The 21,412-nt window shown below is 53.0% G+C and carries 23 protein-coding genes and 1 pseudogene; 5 read left to right on the forward strand and 19 right to left on the reverse strand.

The window, feature by feature from the left end; genetic code table 11:
• Positions 1 to 132 precede the first annotated feature (132 nt).
• From JI735_RS31170 to JI735_RS31210, 9 genes are all read right to left on the reverse strand, one after another.
• The gene (locus JI735_RS31170) at positions 133 to 1,056 is read right to left on the reverse strand and encodes a SpoIIIAH-like family protein (protein ID WP_202676768.1); all 924 of its coding nucleotides are present in this window, start codon (positions 1,054 to 1,056) and stop codon (positions 133 to 135) included.
• Between the two features lie 59 nt (positions 1,057 to 1,115).
• A complete protein-coding gene (gene spoIIIAG / locus JI735_RS31175; RefSeq protein ID WP_039838525.1) occupies positions 1,116 to 1,760 on the reverse strand; it encodes a stage III sporulation protein AG in 645 nt (214 codons plus the stop codon).
• A 44-nt stretch (positions 1,761 to 1,804) separates the two neighbouring features.
• Entirely contained in the window at positions 1,805 to 2,608 is an 804-nt protein-coding gene (locus JI735_RS31180) for a stage III sporulation protein AF (protein WP_202676769.1), read from the reverse strand.
• Positions 2,609 to 2,686: 78 nt separating this feature from the next.
• Positions 2,687 to 3,943: a stage III sporulation protein AE gene (gene spoIIIAE / locus JI735_RS31185; protein WP_039838526.1), complete on the reverse strand. Its 1,257-nt coding sequence runs from the start codon at positions 3,941 to 3,943 to the stop codon at positions 2,687 to 2,689.
• Positions 3,944 to 3,991: 48 nt separating this feature from the next.
• Positions 3,992 to 4,381, reverse strand: a complete 390-nt coding sequence (gene spoIIIAD / locus JI735_RS31190) for a stage III sporulation protein AD (RefSeq protein WP_025703761.1) — start codon at positions 4,379 to 4,381, stop codon at positions 3,992 to 3,994.
• A gap of 9 nt (positions 4,382 to 4,390) precedes the next feature.
• Entirely contained in the window at positions 4,391 to 4,594 is a 204-nt protein-coding gene (spoIIIAC, locus tag JI735_RS31195) for a stage III sporulation protein AC (RefSeq protein WP_020426549.1), read from the reverse strand.
• A 13-nt stretch (positions 4,595 to 4,607) separates the two neighbouring features.
• Complete coding sequence (gene spoIIIAB / locus JI735_RS31200; RefSeq protein WP_060861637.1) at positions 4,608 to 5,126, reverse strand: stage III sporulation protein SpoIIIAB; 519 nt, start codon at positions 5,124 to 5,126, stop codon at positions 4,608 to 4,610.
• The gene (gene spoIIIAA, locus JI735_RS31205) at positions 5,119 to 6,123 is read right to left on the reverse strand and encodes a stage III sporulation protein AA (RefSeq protein ID WP_202676771.1); all 1,005 of its coding nucleotides are present in this window, start codon (positions 6,121 to 6,123) and stop codon (positions 5,119 to 5,121) included. The genes spoIIIAB and spoIIIAA overlap by 8 nt, the downstream gene beginning before the upstream one ends.
• Positions 6,124 to 6,206: 83 nt before the next feature.
• Positions 6,207 to 6,470: a YqhV family protein gene (locus JI735_RS31210; protein WP_025705504.1), complete on the reverse strand. Its 264-nt coding sequence runs from the start codon at positions 6,468 to 6,470 to the stop codon at positions 6,207 to 6,209.
• A 314-nt stretch (positions 6,471 to 6,784) separates the two neighbouring features.
• Here JI735_RS31210 and JI735_RS31215 point away from each other — a divergent pair, with 314 nt between their 5' ends.
• On the forward strand, positions 6,785 to 7,651 hold the full coding sequence (locus JI735_RS31215) for a YitT family protein (RefSeq protein WP_083886921.1): 867 nt from the start codon (positions 6,785 to 6,787) through the stop codon (positions 7,649 to 7,651).
• A gap of 307 nt (positions 7,652 to 7,958) precedes the next feature.
• Here the strand turns inward: JI735_RS31215 and JI735_RS31220 are convergent, their stop codons facing one another.
• Positions 7,959 to 8,096 (reverse strand): hypothetical protein, encoded by a 138-nt coding sequence (locus JI735_RS31220; RefSeq protein WP_202676772.1) that lies wholly within the window; start codon positions 8,094 to 8,096, stop codon positions 7,959 to 7,961.
• 151 nt (positions 8,097 to 8,247) lie between these two features.
• On the opposite strand from JI735_RS31220, the gene JI735_RS37585 reads away from it, so the two are divergent.
• Positions 8,248 to 8,670, forward strand: a complete 423-nt coding sequence (locus JI735_RS37585) for a VOC family protein (RefSeq protein WP_202676773.1) — start codon at positions 8,248 to 8,250, stop codon at positions 8,668 to 8,670.
• Here JI735_RS37585 and JI735_RS31230 read toward each other — a convergent pair.
• The 4 genes from JI735_RS31230 to JI735_RS31245 all read right to left on the reverse strand — a co-directional run bounded on the left by JI735_RS31230 (position 8,591) and on the right by JI735_RS31245 (position 13,076).
• The gene (locus JI735_RS31230; protein ID WP_039838532.1) at positions 8,591 to 9,844 is read right to left on the reverse strand and encodes an aspartate kinase; all 1,254 of its coding nucleotides are present in this window, start codon (positions 9,842 to 9,844) and stop codon (positions 8,591 to 8,593) included. The genes JI735_RS37585 and JI735_RS31230 overlap by 80 nt on opposite strands.
• Positions 9,845 to 10,834: 990 nt before the next feature.
• Positions 10,835 to 11,392, reverse strand: a complete 558-nt coding sequence (gene efp, locus JI735_RS31235; protein WP_020429198.1) for an elongation factor P — start codon at positions 11,390 to 11,392, stop codon at positions 10,835 to 10,837.
• 50 nt (positions 11,393 to 11,442) lie between these two features.
• Complete coding sequence (locus tag JI735_RS31240; protein WP_039838535.1) at positions 11,443 to 12,510, reverse strand: M24 family metallopeptidase; 1,068 nt, start codon at positions 12,508 to 12,510, stop codon at positions 11,443 to 11,445.
• Between the two features lie 74 nt (positions 12,511 to 12,584).
• Positions 12,585 to 13,076 (reverse strand): YqhR family membrane protein, encoded by a 492-nt coding sequence (locus tag JI735_RS31245; RefSeq protein ID WP_039838536.1) that lies wholly within the window; start codon positions 13,074 to 13,076, stop codon positions 12,585 to 12,587.
• 207 nt (positions 13,077 to 13,283) lie between these two features.
• Between JI735_RS31245 and JI735_RS31250 the strand changes: the two genes are divergently transcribed.
• Together JI735_RS31250 and JI735_RS31255 are read left to right on the forward strand one after the other, a co-directional pair.
• Positions 13,284 to 14,231: a DUF1385 domain-containing protein gene (locus JI735_RS31250; protein ID WP_085979315.1), complete on the forward strand. Its 948-nt coding sequence runs from the start codon at positions 13,284 to 13,286 to the stop codon at positions 14,229 to 14,231.
• Between the two features lie 7 nt (positions 14,232 to 14,238).
• A complete protein-coding gene (locus JI735_RS31255; protein WP_020429194.1) occupies positions 14,239 to 14,580 on the forward strand; it encodes a hypothetical protein in 342 nt (113 codons plus the stop codon).
• Between the two features lie 52 nt (positions 14,581 to 14,632).
• Here JI735_RS31255 and JI735_RS31260 read toward each other — a convergent pair whose 3' ends face one another.
• The 3 genes from JI735_RS31260 to mntR all read right to left on the reverse strand — a co-directional run bounded on the left by JI735_RS31260 (position 14,633) and on the right by mntR (position 17,932).
• Positions 14,633 to 15,580: a patatin-like phospholipase family protein gene (locus JI735_RS31260; RefSeq protein ID WP_039838538.1), complete on the reverse strand. Its 948-nt coding sequence runs from the start codon at positions 15,578 to 15,580 to the stop codon at positions 14,633 to 14,635.
• A 57-nt stretch (positions 15,581 to 15,637) separates the two neighbouring features.
• Positions 15,638 to 17,326, reverse strand: coding sequence for a family 10 glycosylhydrolase (locus JI735_RS31265; protein WP_039838545.1), 1,689 nt, complete (start codon positions 17,324 to 17,326; stop codon positions 15,638 to 15,640).
• Positions 17,327 to 17,506: 180 nt separating this feature from the next.
• Entirely contained in the window at positions 17,507 to 17,932 is a 426-nt protein-coding gene (mntR, locus tag JI735_RS31270) for a transcriptional regulator MntR (protein ID WP_019909637.1), read from the reverse strand.
• A gap of 192 nt (positions 17,933 to 18,124) precedes the next feature.
• On the opposite strand from mntR, the pseudogene splB reads away from it, so the two are divergent.
• Positions 18,125 to 19,200 (forward strand): annotated as a pseudogene (gene splB, locus JI735_RS31275) (spore photoproduct lyase).
• Between the two features lie 27 nt (positions 19,201 to 19,227).
• Here the strand turns inward: splB and JI735_RS31280 are convergent.
• Both JI735_RS31280 and JI735_RS31285 read right to left on the reverse strand, forming a co-directional pair.
• The gene (locus JI735_RS31280; protein ID WP_039838540.1) at positions 19,228 to 19,941 is read right to left on the reverse strand and encodes a cytochrome c biogenesis CcdA family protein; all 714 of its coding nucleotides are present in this window, start codon (positions 19,939 to 19,941) and stop codon (positions 19,228 to 19,230) included.
• A gap of 73 nt (positions 19,942 to 20,014) precedes the next feature.
• Positions 20,015 to 20,818: a metal ABC transporter permease gene (locus JI735_RS31285; protein ID WP_039838541.1), complete on the reverse strand. Its 804-nt coding sequence runs from the start codon at positions 20,816 to 20,818 to the stop codon at positions 20,015 to 20,017.
• Positions 20,819 to 21,412 lie beyond the last annotated feature (594 nt).

Genomic DNA, 21,412 nt, shown 5'->3' on the forward strand with positions numbered 1-21,412 from the left:
GGCTTCTCCGTTCTTCTCAGGAAGCGTATCCCAGATAACTTTATGTATTATATCATAAACGCTGGAAATGGAAAGAGCCCGGGACAACCCGAGCTCTTTCGGCAATTTCTGCTATTTTTTTTAACGGGAATATTATTGCTGGGAAACATATTGAACTCTGATCTTATCCTGAGTAACGCTGAGTTCCTTCATGACGAGGTCCACGATGCCGACCGCCTGCTTCACATCCAGCTTATCGCTGAGGACAACAACGGTATAGGTTTCGCCGGCTTCCTCTTTCACAATCGCTTCACCGTACTTTTGCTGCAACTGCTCTTCGATGCCTGTGATTTTGGATTCCTTTTCCTCCAGCTTGCTCAGCTGCTCTTTGGCTGTTGCATTCTCGGCAGGAGTCTTATCCATGTCATTGATTAATGCGAGCAGATCATTCTGGTCTTTCAGGTTCTTCTGCTCACGTTCATAGAGATAGTTGGTGAACAGGCTGCTGGCCGATACACTCTGTGATGCGACTTCATCCAGAATGGCGGCGTCGTCTTTGGCCGGCGTTTTTTCTGTGTTGGCTGCTGCGGTGTCTTTATCCGCCTTCGTGTTGTCTTTGGCTGGTTTGGACGCATCTGCAGTTTGGTCTGTACCGCTGCCGGTTTCTGCTGTAACCGCATCGGCTGCGGCATCGCCGGTACCGGCGGCTGAGCTGTCATCGCTTGTACCTGCAGCGGCAGACTTGTCTTCTGTTGCAGCTTTTTTATCGTCTGTTCCTGCCTTGCCATTGTCGCTGTCAGCTGTAACGGCAGCTGCGCTGCTGTCCTCATTCACAGCGGCTTTGCCGGAGTCCTTGGCAATGTCTTGTGCAGATACTTCGTTAATGACAAGACCGCTGTCCAGAGCAGGGGATTGCGCCCCGTCGGCTCCGCTTTTCATATTGTCCACCTGAACGCTGCCCGCTGTTTCCTTGGGAATGGACGCTCCGGAATCTTCCGTAAACAAATAGTAAGCGGAAAGGACCACCATCAAGCTGAGCATGGAAACCAACCAAATCGTTTGTCTTTTGCCCTTCATTCTGAATTCCTCCTAAAGTTTTATTACATACCCTTCGTTAAAAAATGAATCTGAACCGGCTATTCCTGCTTGCGTGGAACGACGGAAATGCGGTAGTCCGGCACGTTCAAGCCTTTTTCGACCGCTTCCTCAATCAGCCCCCGGACGATTTTGTTCTCCGCCCCTTTGGCGACAACCAGCACGCCGCGCACCTGCGGTTTGATCCGCTTGGTGATAATCGGGGTTTCATCGCCCGACTGGCTGTAGGTAACGATTTCACCATCCCTTGTGTACTGTGTGGTATGACGCTTGCCGCCGCTGGCATCGGTTTCTTCGCTCTGCTGCTGGGAGTCGTTCATATTGCGCTGCACAACGATTTCCTCTGTAGAATCCACTGTGACCATGATATCCACCGTGCCGACACCGACGATTTTCTCCAGAATCTCTTTGGTCCGGTCTTCCAGCGCCTGCTCAATGCTGTCAAAAGAATTGGGGGCTGCTTCATTTCCCTGCTGCAGCGTCGCCTGCGAGCTTTCCGCCGCCGGCGGCTCACGCCCCGTATTCTCGCTGTCCAGCTTCTTCACATTCACAAAGGAGTTGAACAGCATGATCGCTGCACCGAGCAGCCCGAGTATGATCAGCCAGCGGAAGGTATGACTCCGCTTCGGACTGCCCGAGCCTCCGCCCCCGGCCCATTGCTCCAGCTTTTTCAGCCAGTTGCCCATCTCTTATCCCTCCTGCCGTTTTGAATTGGTTTCCTTCTGTATTTCTATAATTTCTCTGCGCCGGCACCGCTGCTCTGTAAATGAATGATTTCCCGGGTCAGATTCCAGTTCTGCTCCAGCAGCTTGATAACCGACTCTACATCCTCTTGGTCTGCTCCTTTTCCGGCAGCGGACCTGCTGCCACCGGGTGTTTCGGGCGGAGCTGCCGCTGTTCCGGCTGCTGCCGCAGCCTCTTCCTTGCCGGTACCCAGGCTAACCTGCACCGGTTCCACAGGTGTAATTACAATCGGCTCCGAAGCCGGGCCGGCGGCTGTCCCCGCCGCCATACTGCCCCCGCTGCTGCCTGCTCCTGCAGCCGGGACAGCTGCCGGGAGGGCAACCGTCACCGAGGTAATCACAGGCACTGCCTCGTCCCCAGGGCTGCCGGAGGCACTACCCATGCCCAGCTTCACTGTAACCCTGGCTCCCTGCAGACCGGTGCTGCCGGCAATCTGGTCGCGCATCTGTCCGGCCACCTCTTCCGCAGCGAGCTTCAGGCTCTGCTCCTGCGCCCCGGCGGCCAGCATCCGGCCGTCTGCCAGAATCTTCTCCAGAGAGCCGGCCCCTTTGCCTGCTCCTGTCAGCACGCCGCCCTGCTGCTCCTGCTGATTCATAGCCAGGCTAAGCGCACCGGTCGCGTCGCCCTTCAGCATAGATACGATCGGGCTTAGCAGGGTCAGCAGGACCAGCAGGCTGAGCACCAGCCGGGCATACCGCTCCATGGATTTGCTCGGCAGCAGCATCTCTACAAAAGCGGCAAGCAGCACCACCAGAATGAGCTCCCGCAGCCAATCCCCCAACCAGGTCATCGCTTGCCTCCTAAAAGTTTGTATTGCACCGCTTCCTGCAGCGTCTTCGTACAAATCCGCACCGGAAGCATAAGCGCCTTACCTCATCATGACGGTGACGTTACCGGCGGTCAGCATGATCGTGACGGCCAGGAAGAACATCAATGATACGGCGGCCAGGGCCGCGAAGACGTAGATCATGCTTTTGCCGATCGTCTGCAGACAGACTACAATCGGTGTCTCGCCCAGGGGCTGCATGACGGCGGCAGCCACGTTGTAGATCAGGGCAAGCACGAGTATTTTTATCGCCGGAAACGCGCAGAGGAACAAGATGATAATGACACCCGAAAGCCCGATGGCGTTCTTCACCAGGAGCGATGCCGAAATCACCGTATCCGTGGCATCCGCGAACATTTTCCCGATCACCGGGACGAAGTTTCCTGTAATGTATTTGGCAGCGCGGAGGGTCACTCCGTCCGTCACTGAGCTGGTTATTCCCCTGACAGAGATCACGCCGAGGAACACAGTCAGCAGCACGCCCAGCATTCCGGCACCCACATTCCGCAGCAGATTGGCCAGTTGGGTCAGCTTGTATTTATCCGACATGGCGCTCACCAGATGCAGCACCGCCGAGAAGAAGAACAGCGGGAAAACCACAGTATGAATGAGCGTGCTCACCGTATGGATCATGAACACAATCAGCGGATGGGTGACGGAGACCGTTACGATATTCCCCATGGAAGCCAGCAAGGCGAACAGCAGCGGAATCATCGCCATCATGAAGTCGGTCATGCGGTCGATGGCATCCTTGGCATAGCCAATGGCTACATTGAAACTGTTGACGGCAATGACCAGTACGACCATGTAACAGAGCATATAGGCGATTTTACTGACGGATTTCCGTTCAAAAGCGGTCTGCAGCGTCTCCAGAATCATGCTGAGCACACTGATCATCACAATCGTTACCAGCAGCTTGCCGTTGAACATCACCTCATGCCACATAAAAGAAGTGAGTCCCTTCAACACACTTTTGAAGCTGAGGCCATCCTCGCCCGGCAGCAGCATATCCATCAGCGACGGGGTTTTGCCTTCGGGAAAAAATCCGCCATAGTCCTTCATCAGCTTATTCCAGTACGATTCCACTTCGCCTGTAGGCAGATTCTGCACCTGCCCCTTCACCCAATGGTCTACCGCAGAAGATGAACCTCCCTGGGGAGCAGACTGCGGCGGCGGCGACGGAGAGGGGAGTGCTCCGGCGGCGAAGGCGGTTCCTGAACACCACAGCAGCAGCAGGGCGGGCAGGAGCAGCAGAATGATTTTTAATTTTGGTGGCCGAAAAACACCGCGCGTCCGCATACCCTTCCCCCGCCCCGCTTCTAACTTCCCCTCATACCCCAATGCTTGTCAGGTTGGCAGCAGCTTCATCACCGTCTCGATAATAATGCTGATAATCGGCACGGCCAGCACCATGATCAGCACCTTGCCGGCCAGCTCAATTTTGGAAGCAATCGATTCCTGTCCGGCATCGCGCACGATCTGCGCCCCGAACTCTGCGATATAGGAAATTCCGATAATTTTGAACACCGTTTTGATATAGATCATTTCCATGCCCGAGGACTCGGCCACCCGCTCCAGCGTCCCCAGAATCGTTCCGATCTTGCCGATCAGGAACAGGAAGATCAGAATGCCTGCGGCCGTGGTCAGCAGGAAGGCAAACATCGGCTTTTGTTCCTTCAGTACGAGTATCAGGACCGTCGACAAGAGCCCAATTCCCACCACTTGAATGATTTCCATAGCCTTGGCCTATTGAAAAAGAAAAATCGTTTTGATTTCCTGGAGCAGGCCGTCCAGCATGCGGATGACCATAAACAGCACGATGATAAAGCCGACAATCGTTACCCAGTGGGCGATGTCTTCCTTGCCCATCTGTTTAAGCACCGTGTGGATCATGGCGATAATAATGCCGATGCCGGCAATCTGGAAGATCGCGTTGACTTCAATATTCATTCCTGGCACCTCGCTAAAAGATCAATATGACGATCAATGCTCCAAGCAGCAGACCCAGGCTTTTGCTCATTTTTTCATATTTGCCCTGATCTTCTCTGGCCGCTGTCTCCTCCTGCTTCAACTGCTGCAAAGCCAGCGCGATGTGAGTGCTCTGATTCGAACGGTCGCTGGTACCCAGCGTGCAGCTGAGCTGCCGGAGTATTTCCTTCTCCGTCCCTTTCAGGGAAGCCGTCTTCCAGTGCTCTTCCATGGCCTTCGAAATGGCATCTTCGGCGCTGCGGTCCAGCGGCGGGCTCATCTCATCGGCCGCTGTGGTGAAAAAAGCCTTCAGCGGCTCCTTCGACTGCATCCCGATCCGGCGCAGCGCTTCCGGCAGCGGGGTGTAGCCGTACTGGATCTCCGTCTCCAGCCGCTGCAGGGCGGCGATCAGGCCTCTGATGTGCCTGGGCCTGTCAGCATACTGGGCGGCCCGCTTGAACCCGGCCAGCGTGCCTGCCAGGACGATCAGCACCGCTCCGAAGAGCTTAAGCATGGCGTTCACCGCCCTGCCGGCCTTCAGGAGCCACCAGCAGCAGACTGCGTCTCTGCCCGTCCAATATGCGGAAGGACAGCCCCGCCTCTGTCCGGTGGAGGATCACATAGCGCTCAAACATCCGGTGCTCCAGCAGTCCGCCGAGTCCGGGCCGCCGGGCCAGCTCGGACACTTCCTTGCCGTGCGCCGAAGCAACAACCGTGATGCCGGCGTGCAGCGCTTCAGTGACGGCTTCGGCATCCTCCGGCCGGCCGATCTCATCGGCGATCAGCACATCGGGCGAGAGGGAGCGGATCATCATCATCAAGCCCTCCGCTTTGGGACACCCGTCGAGGATGTCTGTCCGGGGGCCGACATCAAAAGCGGGAATCCCGCGGCGGCTGCCGGCGATTTCGGAGCGCTCATCGACGATGCCGACCTTCAGGCCCGGACGGCTGCCCTCGCGCCCGCTTCTTGTGCCCGCCGAGATCTGCCGGGCAAGATCGCGCAGCAGGGTGGTTTTGCCGTGCTGCGGAGGCGAGAGCACCAGCGTATGCATAATCCGCTGCCGCCCCTTGTCGAGCAGGTACGGCAGCACACCGTCGGCGATGCCCGGCAGCTCACGGGCGATCCGCACATTGAAGCCGGTGATGTCGCGCAGATGCTCCACGCCCCCGCCGCTCAGCACGGTCCGGCCCGCAAGGCCAATCCTGTGCCCGCCGGGGATCGTAATGAACCCCTTGCGAAGCTCTTCTTCCATCGTATAGAGCGAATGATTGCTGATCAGGTCCAGCAGCCGGTGCGTATCCTCCCGTTCAGGCTTGTACGCTTCTTCGGGACTCAGCGTCAGGCTGCCGCTAACACCGAGAAAATGGTATTTGCCTCCGGAATAATTAATCTCCAGCGGGCGGCCTTCGCGGATACGAATCTCTTCCACCTTGCCGAGCAGGGGAGCGGGCAAGCCTCCCAGCAGTGCTCTTATTCGTTCAGGAAACAACAGCAGCCAGTCATTAACCATACAGAGTACCCCCAAGCTGTCCTCTACTTAAATAGCTTTAATCCATACTTATGCTTGTACGCGTGCATTATGACTATCATCTATCATTTTTTTAGAATCCCGATTAAGAGAAAAGCCACCCCGCAGCCAATCCAGCCCAGCTTGCCCCACGACAGATCCTGTGCCATCCCCGTCAGCCCCACCGCTGTGGTTAGAATCAGAATCGTCGGCCCGACAAGAGCCAATCCGGAGTTGACTGCCAGCGCCTTATCCACCTGGTTCAGCTTCAGCATAATCAGCGCCGCCGCTATTTCCACACTCCCCGACAGCAGCCGCAGCGCCGCCATCCAGCTCACATACTTGTCCAATCCGCTTCACTCCTTTTACAAATCTATTGCCGGGAATCCCGTAATTTTCTTGCTGTTATCCATGGATATGCGGGACGGGCCCACTTTAGACAGAAGAAATAAGCGAATATACCAAGTAGAAGTGTGAAAGAAATCATAGTGAACCCCTCTATAAAAAAATATCATCGGTATGATAAAATATATTTTGCGCATTTTGAACAGATTGATCTGGAAAATATAAGTGCAGGCTCTTGGTTAAACTATGGGCTCCTTATCTTTTCAGGCACCATCCTAAAATGCAGATACAGACATCCGAAGAAGAGGGGATTTATGTCATGCAAGTTCGTAATGTTGTAATGCCGCTCGTTTCAGGGCCGGTTGCCAAGCAAGTGAAAGAAGTCGCCATCATTATTTTCTCGGCCTTTCTGGTCGCGAGCGGGCTGCGCCTGTTCCTCATTCCGCACCAGCTGCTCAGCGGCGGGGTTGCGGGAGCAGCATCCGTCATCGGTTACCTGACCAATCCGAAGTACATTTCGCTGTATTATTTTGCTATTAATCTGCCTATCCTGATCTGGGGTTTTGTAGCCGTGGGCAAAAAATACATCTTCTATAGCCTGCTGTCAGTCGTATCCACCACCTGGTTCCTGACCGTTATTCCGCTGATCAAGCTGACCAAGGACCCGATTCTGGCCAGTATTTTCGGGGGAGTCATCATCGCCGGCGGGGTGGGCTTCTCTCTTCGGGCCGGGGGCTCCTCCGGGGGATTCGATATTCTGGGCTCCATCATTACGCGCAAGCGCGACATTCCGATGGGCACCGTTCTGTTTGTGCTGGATGGGCTGGTCATTCTGAGCCTGGGCTTCTTCAAAAGCTGGGACTCCGCCCTCTACGCCATGCTCTGTATCTTCGTCAAAAGCCGTGTGGTCGATATGATCCATATCCGCCACATTAAGCTGACCTGCTTCATTATCACCAAGGAGCGGGAAAAGATGCTGAGCCGCCTCACCTGCCTGCCCCACGGCATCACTGTAGTTAATGCGGAAGGCGGGTACAGCCACGAAGGGAACACCATGCTCATGACCGTAACCACCCGTTACGAGCTGGCCGAGCTGCGCAAAACGATCCTCGAAACCGACCCCAAATCGTTCGTCAACGTGCTGGAGACGGTGGAGATTGTCGGCCGGTTCAGACGGCTGGGGTAGTATTAGCACAAAGCTCCCAAACCCATATTCATACCCAAGCAGTCCCATCCTCTGCGGTAAGCGGAGGATGGGACTGTTTTGTTTTGTGGAGATCTTGGAAGCCTCAGAGGCTTTAAGCAATGCAGGAGGATTGGGCTCCATCCGCGGACTGGAGCGGACAGAGGAGCCCTTATTTTGCCAAAAATCTTACTTTTTCAGCAGTTACGGACTCAGGAGCCTTTATATCGTTCGATGGAGCCCGGAATAAAGGGGAAAGGGACAAATAAAGGCATCTCAGTCCGTTAGTCCTGCGGAATAGACGAATCTTCTATCCATAACGGCTTTCCTGTCCGCAACGGCTGCGGATAGATCGTGAAGGAATAGGGCGATCCGTCTTCAGCATGCCCCCGTTGATTTTGGAGTGGTTGGGAATTCCTGCGGCCGTAAGCCCCATTTTGTTACTCACCCACCAGGGTGATTTTGTTCTATCAAGCTATTGAGACGTTCCTAAGATACCACGCTAGAAAAGAGCAAACCAAAAGAAACTATGGCCCGCTTTAATGGGTATAATCAGGACAGCGAGTTCACGAATTCTTAAAACATAGGGGGTTTGAGATTTGAAGATCCATAGAATAGATCATGCGGGTGTAGTCGTTAATGATCTCTCTGCTGCTAAAGCGTTTTTTCTCGATTTTGGCCTTGAGGTGCAAGGGGAATGGGAATCGGAAGGAGAGGGGATAGAGCTAATCCAATATATTTCGCCGTCAGATGAGCGAGAGATTCAGTTGCCTTTTGCAAATACCCCGGGAATCCGGCATCTGGCATTTGTTGTGGAAGACATTGAAGCCATTGTTGCCAGCCTTCATTCCATATTTCCCGCAAAAAATGTCCCGCTACCATTAGGCAGCGGGACATTTCAGTTAAGGCAAGCTGTAAGGCGGGGCCGAAGCCTTCCGGCTTTTAGCGGCGGTCCTTCGGGCCTCCGACAAACGCCTGCTCTTCTGTATCCAGATTGTAGGCGGTGTGAAGCGCCTGGATAATCTTTTGCAGATTGCCGGATTCAATTACGCATGACACTTTGATCTCGGAAGTGCTGACCATCTTGACGCTCACGCCTTCCTTGGAGATCACATCGAACATTTGCGCCGCTACACCGGGATGGCTGACCATACCCGCGCCGACAATCGATACCTTGACCAGATTATCCTCGGAGGTGACTTCGCGGTAAGGAAGCTCGCTGTGAAGCCCCTCGATAACCTTTTTGGCATGCGCCAGCTCGCTCAGTGCAACGGTGAAGGAGAAGTCGGCCTTCTCGTTCTGCACACCGCTCTGCACGATGATATCGACGTCCACACCCTCCTCGGCCAGCTTGCCGAATACCTGTGCGAGAACTCCCGGCACATCCGGCACCCCGAGAATACTGATCCGCGCCACGTTTTTGTCATATGCAATTCCGCTAACTACCACACCCTGCTCCATGCTTGCTTCCTCCTTCACAACAGTACCTTCATTATGATTAAAGCTTGATCTGACGACCAGCTTCACCTGATATCGTTTGGCGTATTCCACAGCCCGCGGATGCAGCACAGCTGCCCCGAGATTAGCCAGCTCCAGCATTTCATCATAGGAGATTTCATTCAGCTTGCGCGCTGTCTTCACGATACGCGGGTCCGTGGAATAGATGCCGTCCACGTCCGTATAGATTTCGCAGACATCCGCTTGGATGGCTGCAGCCAGTGCTACGGCTGTAGTGTCCGAGCCGCCGCGCCCCAGTGTGGTAATCTCCCCGTCCACGGTCATCCCCTGAAAACCGGCTACGATCACAATCTGCCCGCGCTCCAGCGACTCCAGAACCCGGCGGGGATCGATTTCATTGATTCGTGCCCGGCCATGCGTCTCATCGGTCCGGAATCCGGCCTGCCAGCCGGTATAAGATACAGCGCTGCGGCCAATCCCACTCAGGGCGATGGACAAAAGCGCAACGGAGATCTGCTCCCCGGTTGTCATCAGCATATCCATTTCGCGTGCAGGCGGCTGCCCGTTCAACTGTTTGGCCTGATCGATCAATTCATCCGTGGTATCTCCCATGGCGGATACAACCACAACACAGCGGTGACCCTCATCCTGCTTATCTGCGATGCGCCCCGCAACACGTTTCATTCGTTCAATGTCGCCGACGGAGCTGCCTCCGAATTTCATGACATAAAGTGACAAAGTCCATTTCACTCCCTATTTCGGTCTATGTAACAGCTTATAATTTGGTCTCGTGCTTTAAACCAGTATAATACGAAAAACACCTCATGCGTTAATAGTTTCACAAAAAAATCCGCTTATTTTCTGAACACCAATTTTTCCCTGTCCAGAACCTTCCATGAATCCTGAGCAAGTGGAAAAGGTTAACTAAATCGCATAAGCACCATGTGCTCCACAAAATAAATGGAATAAGGCCAACTAATCCGTTCTCACACCATGTGCTCCACAGAATAGGTGGAAAAAAGACAACTAATCCGTTCTCGTACCGTGTGCTCCATAGGATAGGTGGAAAAAGGACAACTAATTCAGCACATTCCGCCCCTGACGGAGTAATTTCGCCCAATTAAGTTTACTTTTTCCACTTAAGTCTTACGATTGCTGCCTTCTGAGGAAAATTAGGTTCCCTTTTTCCAACTATATAGACTGGCCTTGAAATCCGTAGTCTTCATGCGGGACAACCATAGTGGATTTTTTTGAATGACTGCACTTTGTGCAACAGAATACTTCTGATTCTGCGTTGAATCGCCTTCTGCTGTATTTCGTGCAACAGATTTTCGGATATCGCGTCCAAAACAGCTTTTTCAAGGGAATCTAATGTACAGAGTGCAATAGATGGAGCTTTTCGACTGATTTATGGGTTATTCTGCTGCAGAGAATGCAATAGACATTCTTTGCCGCCCATTGGCGGCACTTCAGACGATGCAATCTCGGAGAAGGCCCTCAATTTGGCTTCACCAAATTCGAGGCTTCCATAACCATGTCGTATGAATCGGACATCGTTATTTCAGGATAGAATGTGAATTCTGACCTGATTAGAAAGAGACTCGCATCGCACCCGCATCGGCAATCCGCATCTGGATGGGCCTGCTTGCTTCCATTCATAATTTCCCAAAACTAAAAAACCCCCGCCGCAAACGCGGGGAGGCTGAAAATATCACTTCGCTTGACAATCTACGCGCGGGAGATGTATTTGCCTTCGCGGGTATCGATCAGCAGAACGTCGTTCTCGTTGATGAAGAGCGGAACTTGTACTGTGAGGCCTGTTTCCAGCGTTGCCGCTTTGGTTGCGCCCTGGGCCGTGTTGCCTTTAACGCCCGGCTCGGTTTCCGTAACCTTCAGCTCTACGCTGGTCGGCAGGTTGATCCCGAGGATTTCACCCTGGTAGCTGACGATATTCACGGTCATGTTCTCTTTCAGGAAGTTAAGCTCCCATTCCAATTGCTTGGCGGACAACTCAAACTGATCGTAGGTTTCGTTGTCCATGAATACATGGTCCGATCCGCTTGCATACAAATATTGCACACCACGGTTTTCGATGATGGCGCGGCCGATCGTTTCACCGGCACGGAAGGTGCGCTCAACAGTGTTGCCGTTGCGCAGGTTCTTCAGCTTGGAGCGCACGAATGCGGCACCTTTACCCGGCTTAACATGCTGGAAATCGAGGACGGTAAAAATATCCCCATCCACCTCTACGGTCAAGCCTGTTTTGAAATCGTTAACTGAAATCACTAAAAATCCCTCCTGGAATCAATTTACCTGTTTACCTGATTATTAACACCTTACAATACTAAATAATCCTTTGAAGAATGGGTCAGCAGCTTCATGCCGCTTTCGGTGATCACGATATCATCTTCGATCCGCACCCCGCCCAGACCCGGCAAATAAATGCCTGGCTCCACAGTTACAACCATACCCGGTTCCATAATTTCATCCGCCAGCTTGGACAACCGCGGGTTTTCATGAACTTCCATACCCAGACCGTGTCCTGTGCTGTGTCCGAAATATTCACCGTAGCCGTAACGGGTGATGATGTCGCGCGCCAGAGCGTCGCATTCCCTTCCGGTCATGCCCGGCTTGATATTGGCCAGCGTGTGAAGCTGCGCTTCAAGCACAATATCGTAAATTTCTTTGAGCTTGGGGTCCGGAGAGCCCAAAGCGATCGTACGTGTTACATCCGAGCAGTAGCCATCCAACAGCGCACCGAAATCGAAGGTCACGAATTCGTTGTTCTGAATGACCTTGCTGCTTGCCACGCCATGCGGCATCGCTGATCGTTCACCGGAAGCCACAATCGTATCGAACGAAGATGAGGTTGCGCCGTGGGTGCGCATGTAGAATTCCATTTCCAGATCCACGTCACGTTCGGTCATGCCGGGCTTGATCACATTCAGGATGTGGCTGAACGTGGCATCCGCCAGATCCGCAGCACGCTGCATCACTGCAAGTTCGCCTTCATCCTTGAACGCCCGCAGATTCTCAACAGCCTTGGAGACCGGCACCAGCACCGCAGGCTGCAGTGCAGCCGCATATGTACTGTAAGCACTGAAAGTCACATCATCCTGTTCGAAGCCGATGCGGACATTCGCGCCCTGCAGCAGCTCGCGGACCGTCTCAATAAATTTCGGACCATGCTGTACCACCTTCAGGCCTGTAACCTGTTCCGCCGCTTGTGTCATATACCTGAAGTCAGTCAGCAGATAGCTGTCATCGCCGGTGATCAGCACATAACCGGAAGAACCGGTGAATCCGCTTAAATAGCGGCGGTTAATGCCGCTGGTTATTAAGATCGCATCCAATCCCTGTTCCTGCAAAACCTTGCGCAGCTTGGAGACACGCTTGTTGCCCATTTTCATTCTCCTCTCGAAATAGCCACATTGTATTTTAACATAGGGTCATGCCCTTGAGAAGTTTTTTCGGGCTGTCAGGCAAGCTTTGTCTGCTGTTCGCGTTTCCGTTCATCTGTGTATTCCATTGCCGCCGTATATCCGATGAATAATCCCCAGAGCAAAAAGATGCAAAATTCACTGACCACAGAGTTCCACGGCAGCCTGAACATCTTCTGCTGCAGGAATTGCCAGGATCCGGCAAGGAAGATCGCCGACCAGCACAGCATCCCGAAGATCATCCCCGGCCATGGCCCCTTCAGCTTGCGCAAGATCAGCACATACAGCAGGGACGCTACCACCGAAAAAGCAATAAAACATAAATATCCTAACAGATGACCCGCCGGTGTCATCAGGAACTCATGCTTAAAAAAGGGCTCGGCCAGAAATCCGGGGATTACCTTGGTAAAACGCAGGGTATAGATCAGCCAGCGTACCCCACCCCAGATGAATCCGGCGAAAAAGCCCAGCTCTATGCTGAAAAGAAAGGGGTTCGTATGTTCCGATTTTTGCTTATGGGATTTGCTCATTATGCTGCCTCTCTTTCAATGGATTGGAATTGCCTGCCGGCTCTCTCCTCCCAGTTCCTAGTATGTACAGTAAAAGGCAATCCAACTAGCAATGTCGCCATAAATTAGTTACAATGTATTATATAAACCACATTAAAACACGGGAAGGTGAATTGGTTGTCCCAAGAAACTCCAAGTTACGGCGGCCAAGCCGTCATTGAAGGCGTTATGTTCGGCGGCAAGCATATCAACGTAACTGCCGTAAGAAGGAAGAACGGGGAAATTACATTTTTGGAGGTGCCGAGAAGCGATAAGAGCTGGGTCGTAAAACTGCGCAGGATACCGCTTCTTCGCGGCCTTGTCAGTATTATAGATTCCAGCGCCAAAGGCTCGAAGCACCTGAATTATTCGGCGGAATCCTATGCCGAGGATGAGACGGAGCCGGAGGATCAGGCTAAGCAGCAGGAGAAAGCCAAGAAAAAGGAAGAGGGCTGGAGCCTGGGGATGATTTTTGGCGTAGCGATCATGGGGATTTTATCTTTCCTTTTCGGCAAGCTGATCTTTACCCTTGTTCCCGTCTTTGTTGAAAATTTTCTGTTCAAGAATGCATTTGATAACTACATTTTGCACAACCTCGTAGAAGGAGGAATTAAGCTGGTTCTGCTGCTCGTCTATCTGTGGGCTATCTCCCAGACCCCTGTAGTGAAGCGGCTGTTCCAGTACCATGGCGCCGAACACAAGGTCATCAGCGCATTTGAAGCCGGTGAAGAGCTGACAGTAGCGAACGTGCAGAAGTACAGCCGTCTGCATTACCGCTGCGGAAGCAGCTTCATGATGCTGACGATTATCCTTGGCGTCATTATCTATTCGGTGTTCCCTTGGGATAACCTGGTTGAACGTGTAGTGCAGCGGATTGTGCTGCTGCCTGTCGTAATCGGTATCTCCTTTGAGGTTCTGAAAGGAACCAATGCCGTAAGAGACATTCCGGGACTGAAGTACCTGGGCTACCCCGGACTGTGGCTGCAGCTGCTGACAACCAAGGAGCCCAAGGATGAAATGGTCGAAGTCTCCATCGCCTCATTTAACCGGATGCGGGAGCTGGATGCCGCAATCGAAGCAGGGGCATATACTGAAGCAAGTGTGTCAGGCGGAATATTGGATCCTGCGAAAGGATGAGTGGTCTATGATCAAGCATGCTTTGATTTTTTGGATAAGTGTAGCGCTGGCGGTACTGGGTTTGGTTACGCGGTTTATGCTGGTGGGCTTCGGGGCATTGACGTCTTTGATTATTCCGCTTTTGCTTTTAGGAATTGTGTTTTACGCGAACCGGTCTTTCAAGGCCGGCTATGGCCGGGGTTCAGGCAGATCCCAAACGAAAGTCATCCCTTCCCAAAAAACCATGGCCAAAGTCGCAGGCCTGCGCAAAACGCAGCCGGCAGCTCCCGGCAAACGCAAAACCTATCCGTTTCAGGTGATCGAAGGCAGCAAAGGCAAAAACGATGAGCAGCTGCCCAAATATCATTAAAAAAACCTTCCCGCGCTGCAATACGCGGGAAGGCTTTTTTATGCAAATGGACTTAGAAAATCGTAGGCTTCGGAAGCGGCCGCCAATTTGCGAAAAACGCCTCCCCCGCCTTGTATCCGGCCGCATACAGCTCGTCACTTCTCTCCGGCGCGAGATTGAACTCCGTCATCGCGATGCCCAAGGTGGGAATCTTAACCGTCCGGATAAATTTCTCCGTTTCAATATACCGTTCATCATGGGCAGACAGCATGGTGCCCACCATAGCCTGCAGCATGCTGAAAGGACCGGTAATCCTGTGCGGCTGCGGTTCGGTTTTGCCGATCATCTGATACCCGACCGTGGGGATTCTGCGGCCCGGGCTTTTGAAGCCCTCCTCCTTCTCGTCGAACAGCCACAACGGAAAATTGCTTAACAAGCCGCCATCGACCATATAGACAAACTGCTCAGCAAAAGACTTTCCTTTAGCCGCTTCATTGCTCAGCCGCAGCATCACCGGATCAAAAAAATACGGGATGCTGCAGCTCATCCGCACCGCTTTGGCCACCTCGAAGCCGTCCGGGGAGATCCCATACAGCTTCAAGTCGTCAGGCAGCACAACCAGACGGCCGTTCGTAATATCGGAGGCGATAATGGACAGCTTGCCGCGGGGCAGATCTCCAAAGGTGACAAGCCCTTTTTCTTTCAAAATCCCGCGTATCCACGACTCCAGTGCCTCCCCGGAATACAGCCCTTTTTTGATCAGCACCCGAAAGGCCGGTCCCACATAAGCCGTATTATAGAGAAAGCCCCTTTTTAGAAAGGAGGTAAAAGCGGTGGCCTGGATAATCCTGCTCATGTCTTCACCGTCATACCCCGCCGCAAGCAGCGAAGCGATGATCGAGCCCGAAGAGGTTCCGGCCACCCGCTTAAACACCGCCCCCGCCTGCTCTGATGCCTGAACCGCGCCCGCGAGCGAGATCCCCTTCACACCCCCGCCTTCAAATACGGCATTGATCTCCATAGACAGTCATCCCCCGTTCCATAGACCTAATGCTTATCTATGAGCACGGGGGAAATTTCATGACTTGAAATAAAAGGTCAGCAGGCTGGCGAGTCCAAAAGGATCGCGGCTTACAATATCGTTCGCTCTGAACATAATGCTGCCGGCTACTTCATTGTATTTCTCATTATATTTTAACTGGTTGATAATCTGTTCGCCGCTTTGCCACTCAGCGCTTTTGTCGGTTCCTACTTTGTAGGTGGCCTGTCCTATGTAGAGCTTGACTCCGGTACCCTTCACCTCGTTCACCCACCAGTCCACGAGCTTGTCGTACCGTGCCGCATTGAAGGAGAGGCTCCAATAAATCTGCGGGGCAATATAGTCGATCCAGCCGCTGCGTATCCAGGTCCGCGTATCGGCGTACATGTCGTCATAGGCAGATACCCCTGCCGTGGTATCGGAACCCGTGCTGTCCGCCTTCTTGTTGCGCCAGACGCCAAACGGGCTGACACCGAAGGAGACATCCGATTTCACGCCATGAATGGACTGGCCGAGCCGGCTGATGAAATCATTGATATTGTCCCGCCGCCAATCCCCCTTGGAGCTGATGGACTTGGAATTATAGGTCTTGAACGCCTCATCATCGGCAAAAGATCCGGATGGATAGAAATAATCATCCAGATGGACCCCGTCAATGTCATAGCCCTTCACTACTTCCATTACGGTATCGATGATATGCTGGCGGGCTTCCGGAATGCCCGGATTAATATAGAGCTTGCTGTCCGCTTTGACGATCCATTCCGGATGGGCTTTTGCCACATGATTGCCCGCCAGATTGGCCGTGTTGGCATCTGTTGTCGCACGGAACGGATTGAACCAGGCATGGAACTGCATGCCCCTGCTGTGAGCGGCACTGATCATAAATTCCAGCGGATCATAACCCGGATTCTTGCCCTGCGAGCCGGTCAATACCTTGGACCAGGGAACAAGCACCGAGGGATACAGGCTGTCTCCGGAGGGTCTGACCTGCACGAATACGGCATTGAAGCCGGTTTTTTGCAGCTTGTCGAGCAATGTGTTGAATTCCTGCTTCTGCTTGGCCTCATTGCCCGCTGAGGAAGTAGAAGGCCAGTCCAGATTGAACACGGTTGAGATCCAGGCGCCCTTCATTTCTTTCGGGGCCTTCGCTCCCGGAACCGATGGAACTGTCGGTACAGGAACTGTTGGTGTCGGCACGTTCGGCGTTGGCACGTTAGGTGTCGGCACAGGGGTTGGTGACGGCACGCTTGTCGGTGCAGGCACTACCGGCGCGGACGGTCCGACAATCTCCGTATTTGAATACAGCGCAATGTGTTTGGTTGCCTGATTCCAGACGACCTGCAGCCCAAGCTGCTCACTTACAAAACGCAACGGCACTGTCACCCGGCCCTGCACAATCTGCACAGAGGTATCCAAGGCTACCGGTGTTCCCCCTACATCGGCTGTCTTTTTGCCGCTGGTGAGCTTCAGCACATTCTCCCCTTTGCTGATCGTAGCAGTCTTATTGCTCTGATTCCACTCGACCGCTGCACCCAGCCCTTTGCTGACTACACCTACAGGCACCATAGTCACACCTGAAGCGGTAATAAACGGCGGCACATCACTGCTCAAGGCCTCGCCGTCCAGCTCAATGGTTATCGGTATCGCCGTCGCCCGAACGCCGGTCATACCGAGCGGGAGACATAACAGCAGCACCAATAACCCTAACATCCATTTACGGTAATTCATAATTCCTCCCCGGTATACAGTAAAATTTTGCGCGGACACCAAAAAACGGCCTTCTCGTCCTTATCAAAAGGGAGACGGCCGTTTCTCTTGCCAAACGGAGTCCTGAAACAAAAAAGAACGATACCGTTATGACGTAAAAAAACTGGAAAGGTTGCGGTAATCACACAAAAACAACATCATTTATGAGTCGCTGACCAGTTCAAGATGAATATCGTATAAGGTCTGCAGACGCGCTTCATCACGGCGAAAATACTCCACCAGCGTCTCAATGCGCGTAATGGAGTCCCAGCTCAAATGATGCTCGATTCCTTCCACATCCTTATAAATATGCTCCTGCTGGACTCCGATCAGGCCGAGGAATTCCTCCAGCAGCTGGTGGCGGTCAACGAGACGTTTTCCCACTTTTTTCCCTTTGCTTGTTAGGACAAGCCCACGATATTTCTCATAGATGAGATATTCGTCCTTATCCAGTTTTTGGATCATCTTGGTCACAGAGGAGGGGTGGACTTCCAGTCCCTCGGCAATATCCGAGACCCGCGCATAACCCTTCTCGTCGATGAGCTTGTATATGCGCTCCAAATAATCCTCCATGCTGGGTGTTGGCATTCAACTTTACCTCTTTTCTATAATGAGCGTGGCGCCGGGGCGGACCTTGCTCTAACAATGATACATGTTTCTGCCGCTCCTTGGCAAGTCCTGCGGCACAGTTCCCACAGCGCCTAGCGATGTTTTCCATGGTTTTCACCGGCCCGATCTCGGCACAATAGCCATATCCTCATTCATAAGGAGCGTGAATTCATGACCACGGCAATAACCGAACGCCCCTCCGCCAAAAAACACCGCAGGCCCACCGGCCTGTTTATTCCTGAACTTGTTTTTTTGAGCCGGAGGCGCTGAAATATCCCAAAGGTGAGCGGATCATGGAATGGGTCAAAGCGCAGAATATCCCTTACCGCATGACTACTTCACACAACCGGATTACCAATCTGCCGGGAGAAACAGAGCTGGAGCAATATAAAATTGCCAAACGGACCCTTGTGGTGGGCATCCGCAAAACCTTGACCTTTGACCAGTCCAAGCCCTCTGCTGACTATGCCATTCCGATTGCCACCGGCTGCATGGGCCACTGCCATTACTGCTACCTGCAGACAACCCTTGGCGCCAAACCGTATATCCGTGTGTATGTCAATACAGGCGATGTGATCGACGCGGCCAAAAAATATATCGAAGAACGCGCGCCGGAGATCACTTCCTTTGAAGCGGCGTGCACCTCCGATCCGCTGGGACTGGAGCATATCACCGGTTCTCTGGCCGAGCTGATTACCTTCATTGCGGACGAGCCGCTGGGGCGGCTGCGTTTTGTCACCAAATACCAGCATGTTGAGCCGCTGCTCCGCCTGAAGCATAACGGCCACACCCGAATCCGGTTCAGTGTGAACGCCGATTACGTGATCCGGAATTTCGAGCCGGCGACCGCACGCTTCGAGGAACGGATTGAAGCTGCCGAACAAATCGCCCGGGCCGGGTACCCGCTTGGCTTCATCATCGCCCCGATCATCTGGCATGAGGGCTGGCAGGAAGGGTACGCCGGGCTGCTGGCGAAGCTGGCCCAGGCGCTGCCGCCGGAAGCGGGCAAAGGCCTTACTTTTGAAATGATTCAGCACCGGTTCACCAAGACGGCCAAAACCGTCATCGAGAAACGTTATCCGAAATCCAAACTGGAAATGGACATCGAGAAGCGTAAAAAGAAATGGGGCCGCTGGGGCCAGCACAAATACGTCTATCCCGATGAACAGCAAACCGCCCTGCGGGAATTCATCACAGAGCGGATTTTTGAACATTTCCCGCAAGCGGGAATTGATTATTTTACCTGATTGGAAGGCGGTCATTGGGTTCAGCAGTTAGAACTTCAGCCAATCCGGCGTAATTCCCTGCAGCCATATGGTGATGCGGAACATCTGATCCGTAAACAGCAGGAGTCCCATGAAAATCATCAGTCCGCCGCCCACCTTCATCAGCAGATTGGAATATTTGAGGATGCGCCGCGCTCCGCCGAGGAAGAAGGCCAGCACGAAGAAGGGCAGCGCAAAGCCGATGCAATAGGCCGTAATCAGCGTAAACCAGGCCCCTTGGTCGCTGGCCGACAGCGCAATGATTGGAGTCAGGATCGGGCCAATGCATGGAGACCAGCCTGCTGAGAAGCCGATGCCGAGAATGAACGAGCCCAGATAGCCTGCCGGCTTCCATCGCAGATTGAGTTTGTGTTCACGGAGCAGAAACTTGGGTTGAAAAATCCCCAGCAGGAACAGCCCCATCGCCATCACAAGAATGGCAGACAATTGCCGGATTAAATCCCGCTGCTCCTGAAATACTTCTCCAAACAGCCCGGCTCCGAAGCCGATGGTATAGAACACTGCCGACAACCCAAGAATAAAGGCCAGCGTATGGCTGATGGTCCGGAACCGGGCCTTTCGGGTATTGCTTCCGGCCTTTAATTCCTGAACGGACAGACCGGTGATATAGCTCAGATAGGAAGGGTACAGCGGCAGACAGCAGGGCGATATGAAAGACGCCACACCGGCAGCAAAAGCAATTCCTGCATTCAGATTAGACAAAGTGGCTTCTCTCCTTCCGGGCTTAAGGGTCACTTCGTTATGGGCAGAAAAGCAGAACACTTTCACGAACTTCTTACGCTGGCAGACCTTTTTTACCGATCAGTGTCAAGAACAAAAATGCGATCAGCAGGAGAACAATCGTGGCGCCAGGGGCCAGATTCCAAATTCCTGCCACCACCAGCCCGCCAACCACCGCAATCTCTGCAATGATGACGGACAGCATCACCGAAGACTTGAAGCTGCGCGACAGCAGCAGACTGATTGCCACGGGAATAGTCAGCAGCGCCGACACCAGCAGCGAGCCGACGATCTTGATCGCCGTGCTGATCACAAGCGCCGTCAGCACTGTAATCAGCATATTCAGCAGCTTCACGGGCAGCCCGCTCACGCTGGCTGCATCCTCCTCAAAGCTGAGCAGAAAAAATTCTTTGAAAAACAGGGTTACCACGACCACCACCGCCAGCGTAACGATCCCCACGACGATGAGATCGGTGTTGTCGAGCGTATAAATGCTGCCGAACAAGTAGCTCATCACATCCGCATTATACCCTTTGCCCAAGGTAAAAAAAAGCGAGGCCAGCGCTACCCCGCCCGACATAATGATGGCGATCGACAGCTCGGCATAGCTTTTGTACGCCTTGCGCAGCTTCTCGATCGCGAAGGACGCCACGACCGCAAAGATCAGCCCCGCTCCCAGCGGATAAAAGCCGGTCAAAAAGCCGAGCGCTACCCCGGCAATCGTCACATGCGCCAGCGTATCGCCGATCATGGACAGGCGGCGCAGGACCAGAAACACGCCGATGAGCGGCGCAGTAATCCCGATCATCAGCCCGCCCGCAAGCGCCCGCTGAAAAAAATCACTGAATAGAATTTCCAAAATTTCAATCTCCTTTATATTCGATCCCTCCCAAACCCTCCCTTCCAAGGGAGGGCCCAAGGGCTCCGCCCTCTGGACACCCGGCAAGGGCAACTTGCGTGAGAGAATCGGTAGATGGTGCTTAGAGACGGGGATGAAGGATCGCTTTCCGTCCCTTCGGGACACGCTTAACGGACGCGGGATCTAGGTACTGATATCACAAACCCAAACCGGACTCTTACCAGCCCACCATACGCTTAACGGATGCGGGATCTAGATACTACTGATACAAACCCCTGCTTTATCGTATGACTAACTATATATCGTCTTTGCGTCATTAAATAATTGCGTTTTTGCGTAAACTCCTTTTCGCATCAAACGTTATAACTGTATTTGCTGCAACTATTTGATATATAAAAGGTTGTTTGGAGGTTTTAAATGTACTTCGTACACTAAGAAGCGGGCTAACCCGGCGTTTGATCAACATTAAGCATATATAAGTGTACGAAGTGCAATTAGCTCCTTATACGCACGAAAAAGTTAGTTTTTAACTGCACAAAGTACAACTAAACTAACCTTAGCATGCAATTATTAATCCCCTGCGCAAATTAACTA

Source organism: Paenibacillus sonchi (assembly GCF_016772475.1).
Taxonomy (GTDB): Bacteria; Bacillota; Bacilli; order Paenibacillales; family Paenibacillaceae; genus Paenibacillus_AQ; species Paenibacillus_AQ sonchi.

Bases quoted from the DNA above. Each gene is read 5' to 3' on its own strand.
- JI735_RS31240 (WP_039838535.1), bottom strand. From the start codon at position 12,510: ATGGGCAACAAGCGTGTCTCCAAGCTGCGCAAGGTTTTGCAGGAACAG.
- spoIIIAG (WP_039838525.1), bottom strand. From the start codon at position 1,760: ATGGGCAACTGGCTGAAAAAGCTGGAGCAATGGGCCGGGGGCGGAGGC.
- spoIIIAE (WP_039838526.1), bottom strand. From the start codon at position 3,943: ATGCGGACGCGCGGTGTTTTTCGGCCACCAAAATTAAAAATCATTCTG.
- JI735_RS31170 (WP_202676768.1), bottom strand. From the start codon at position 1,056: ATGAAGGGCAAAAGACAAACGATTTGGTTGGTTTCCATGCTCAGCTTG.
- JI735_RS31180 (WP_202676769.1), bottom strand. From the start codon at position 2,608: ATGACCTGGTTGGGGGATTGGCTGCGGGAGCTCATTCTGGTGGTGCTG.
- spoIIIAB (WP_060861637.1), bottom strand. From the start codon at position 5,126: ATGCTTAAGCTCTTCGGAGCGGTGCTGATCGTCCTGGCAGGCACGCTG.
- JI735_RS31245 (WP_039838536.1), bottom strand. From the start codon at position 13,076: ATGAGCAAATCCCATAAGCAAAAATCGGAACATACGAACCCCTTTCTT.
- JI735_RS31260 (WP_039838538.1), bottom strand. From the start codon at position 15,580: ATGGAGATCAATGCCGTATTTGAAGGCGGGGGTGTGAAGGGGATCTCG.
- JI735_RS31215 (WP_083886921.1), top strand. From the start codon at position 6,785: ATGCAAGTTCGTAATGTTGTAATGCCGCTCGTTTCAGGGCCGGTTGCC.
- spoIIIAD (WP_025703761.1), bottom strand. From the start codon at position 4,381: ATGGAAATCATTCAAGTGGTGGGAATTGGGCTCTTGTCGACGGTCCTG.
- JI735_RS31255 (WP_020429194.1), top strand. From the start codon at position 14,239: ATGATCAAGCATGCTTTGATTTTTTGGATAAGTGTAGCGCTGGCGGTA.
- mntR (WP_019909637.1), bottom strand. From the start codon at position 17,932: ATGCCAACACCCAGCATGGAGGATTATTTGGAGCGCATATACAAGCTC.
- spoIIIAC (WP_020426549.1), bottom strand. From the start codon at position 4,594: ATGAATATTGAAGTCAACGCGATCTTCCAGATTGCCGGCATCGGCATT.
- JI735_RS31265 (WP_039838545.1), bottom strand. From the start codon at position 17,326: ATGAATTACCGTAAATGGATGTTAGGGTTATTGGTGCTGCTGTTATGT.
- JI735_RS31250 (WP_085979315.1), top strand. From the start codon at position 13,284: ATGTTCGGCGGCAAGCATATCAACGTAACTGCCGTAAGAAGGAAGAAC.
- spoIIIAA (WP_202676771.1), bottom strand. From the start codon at position 6,123: ATGGTTAATGACTGGCTGCTGTTGTTTCCTGAACGAATAAGAGCACTG.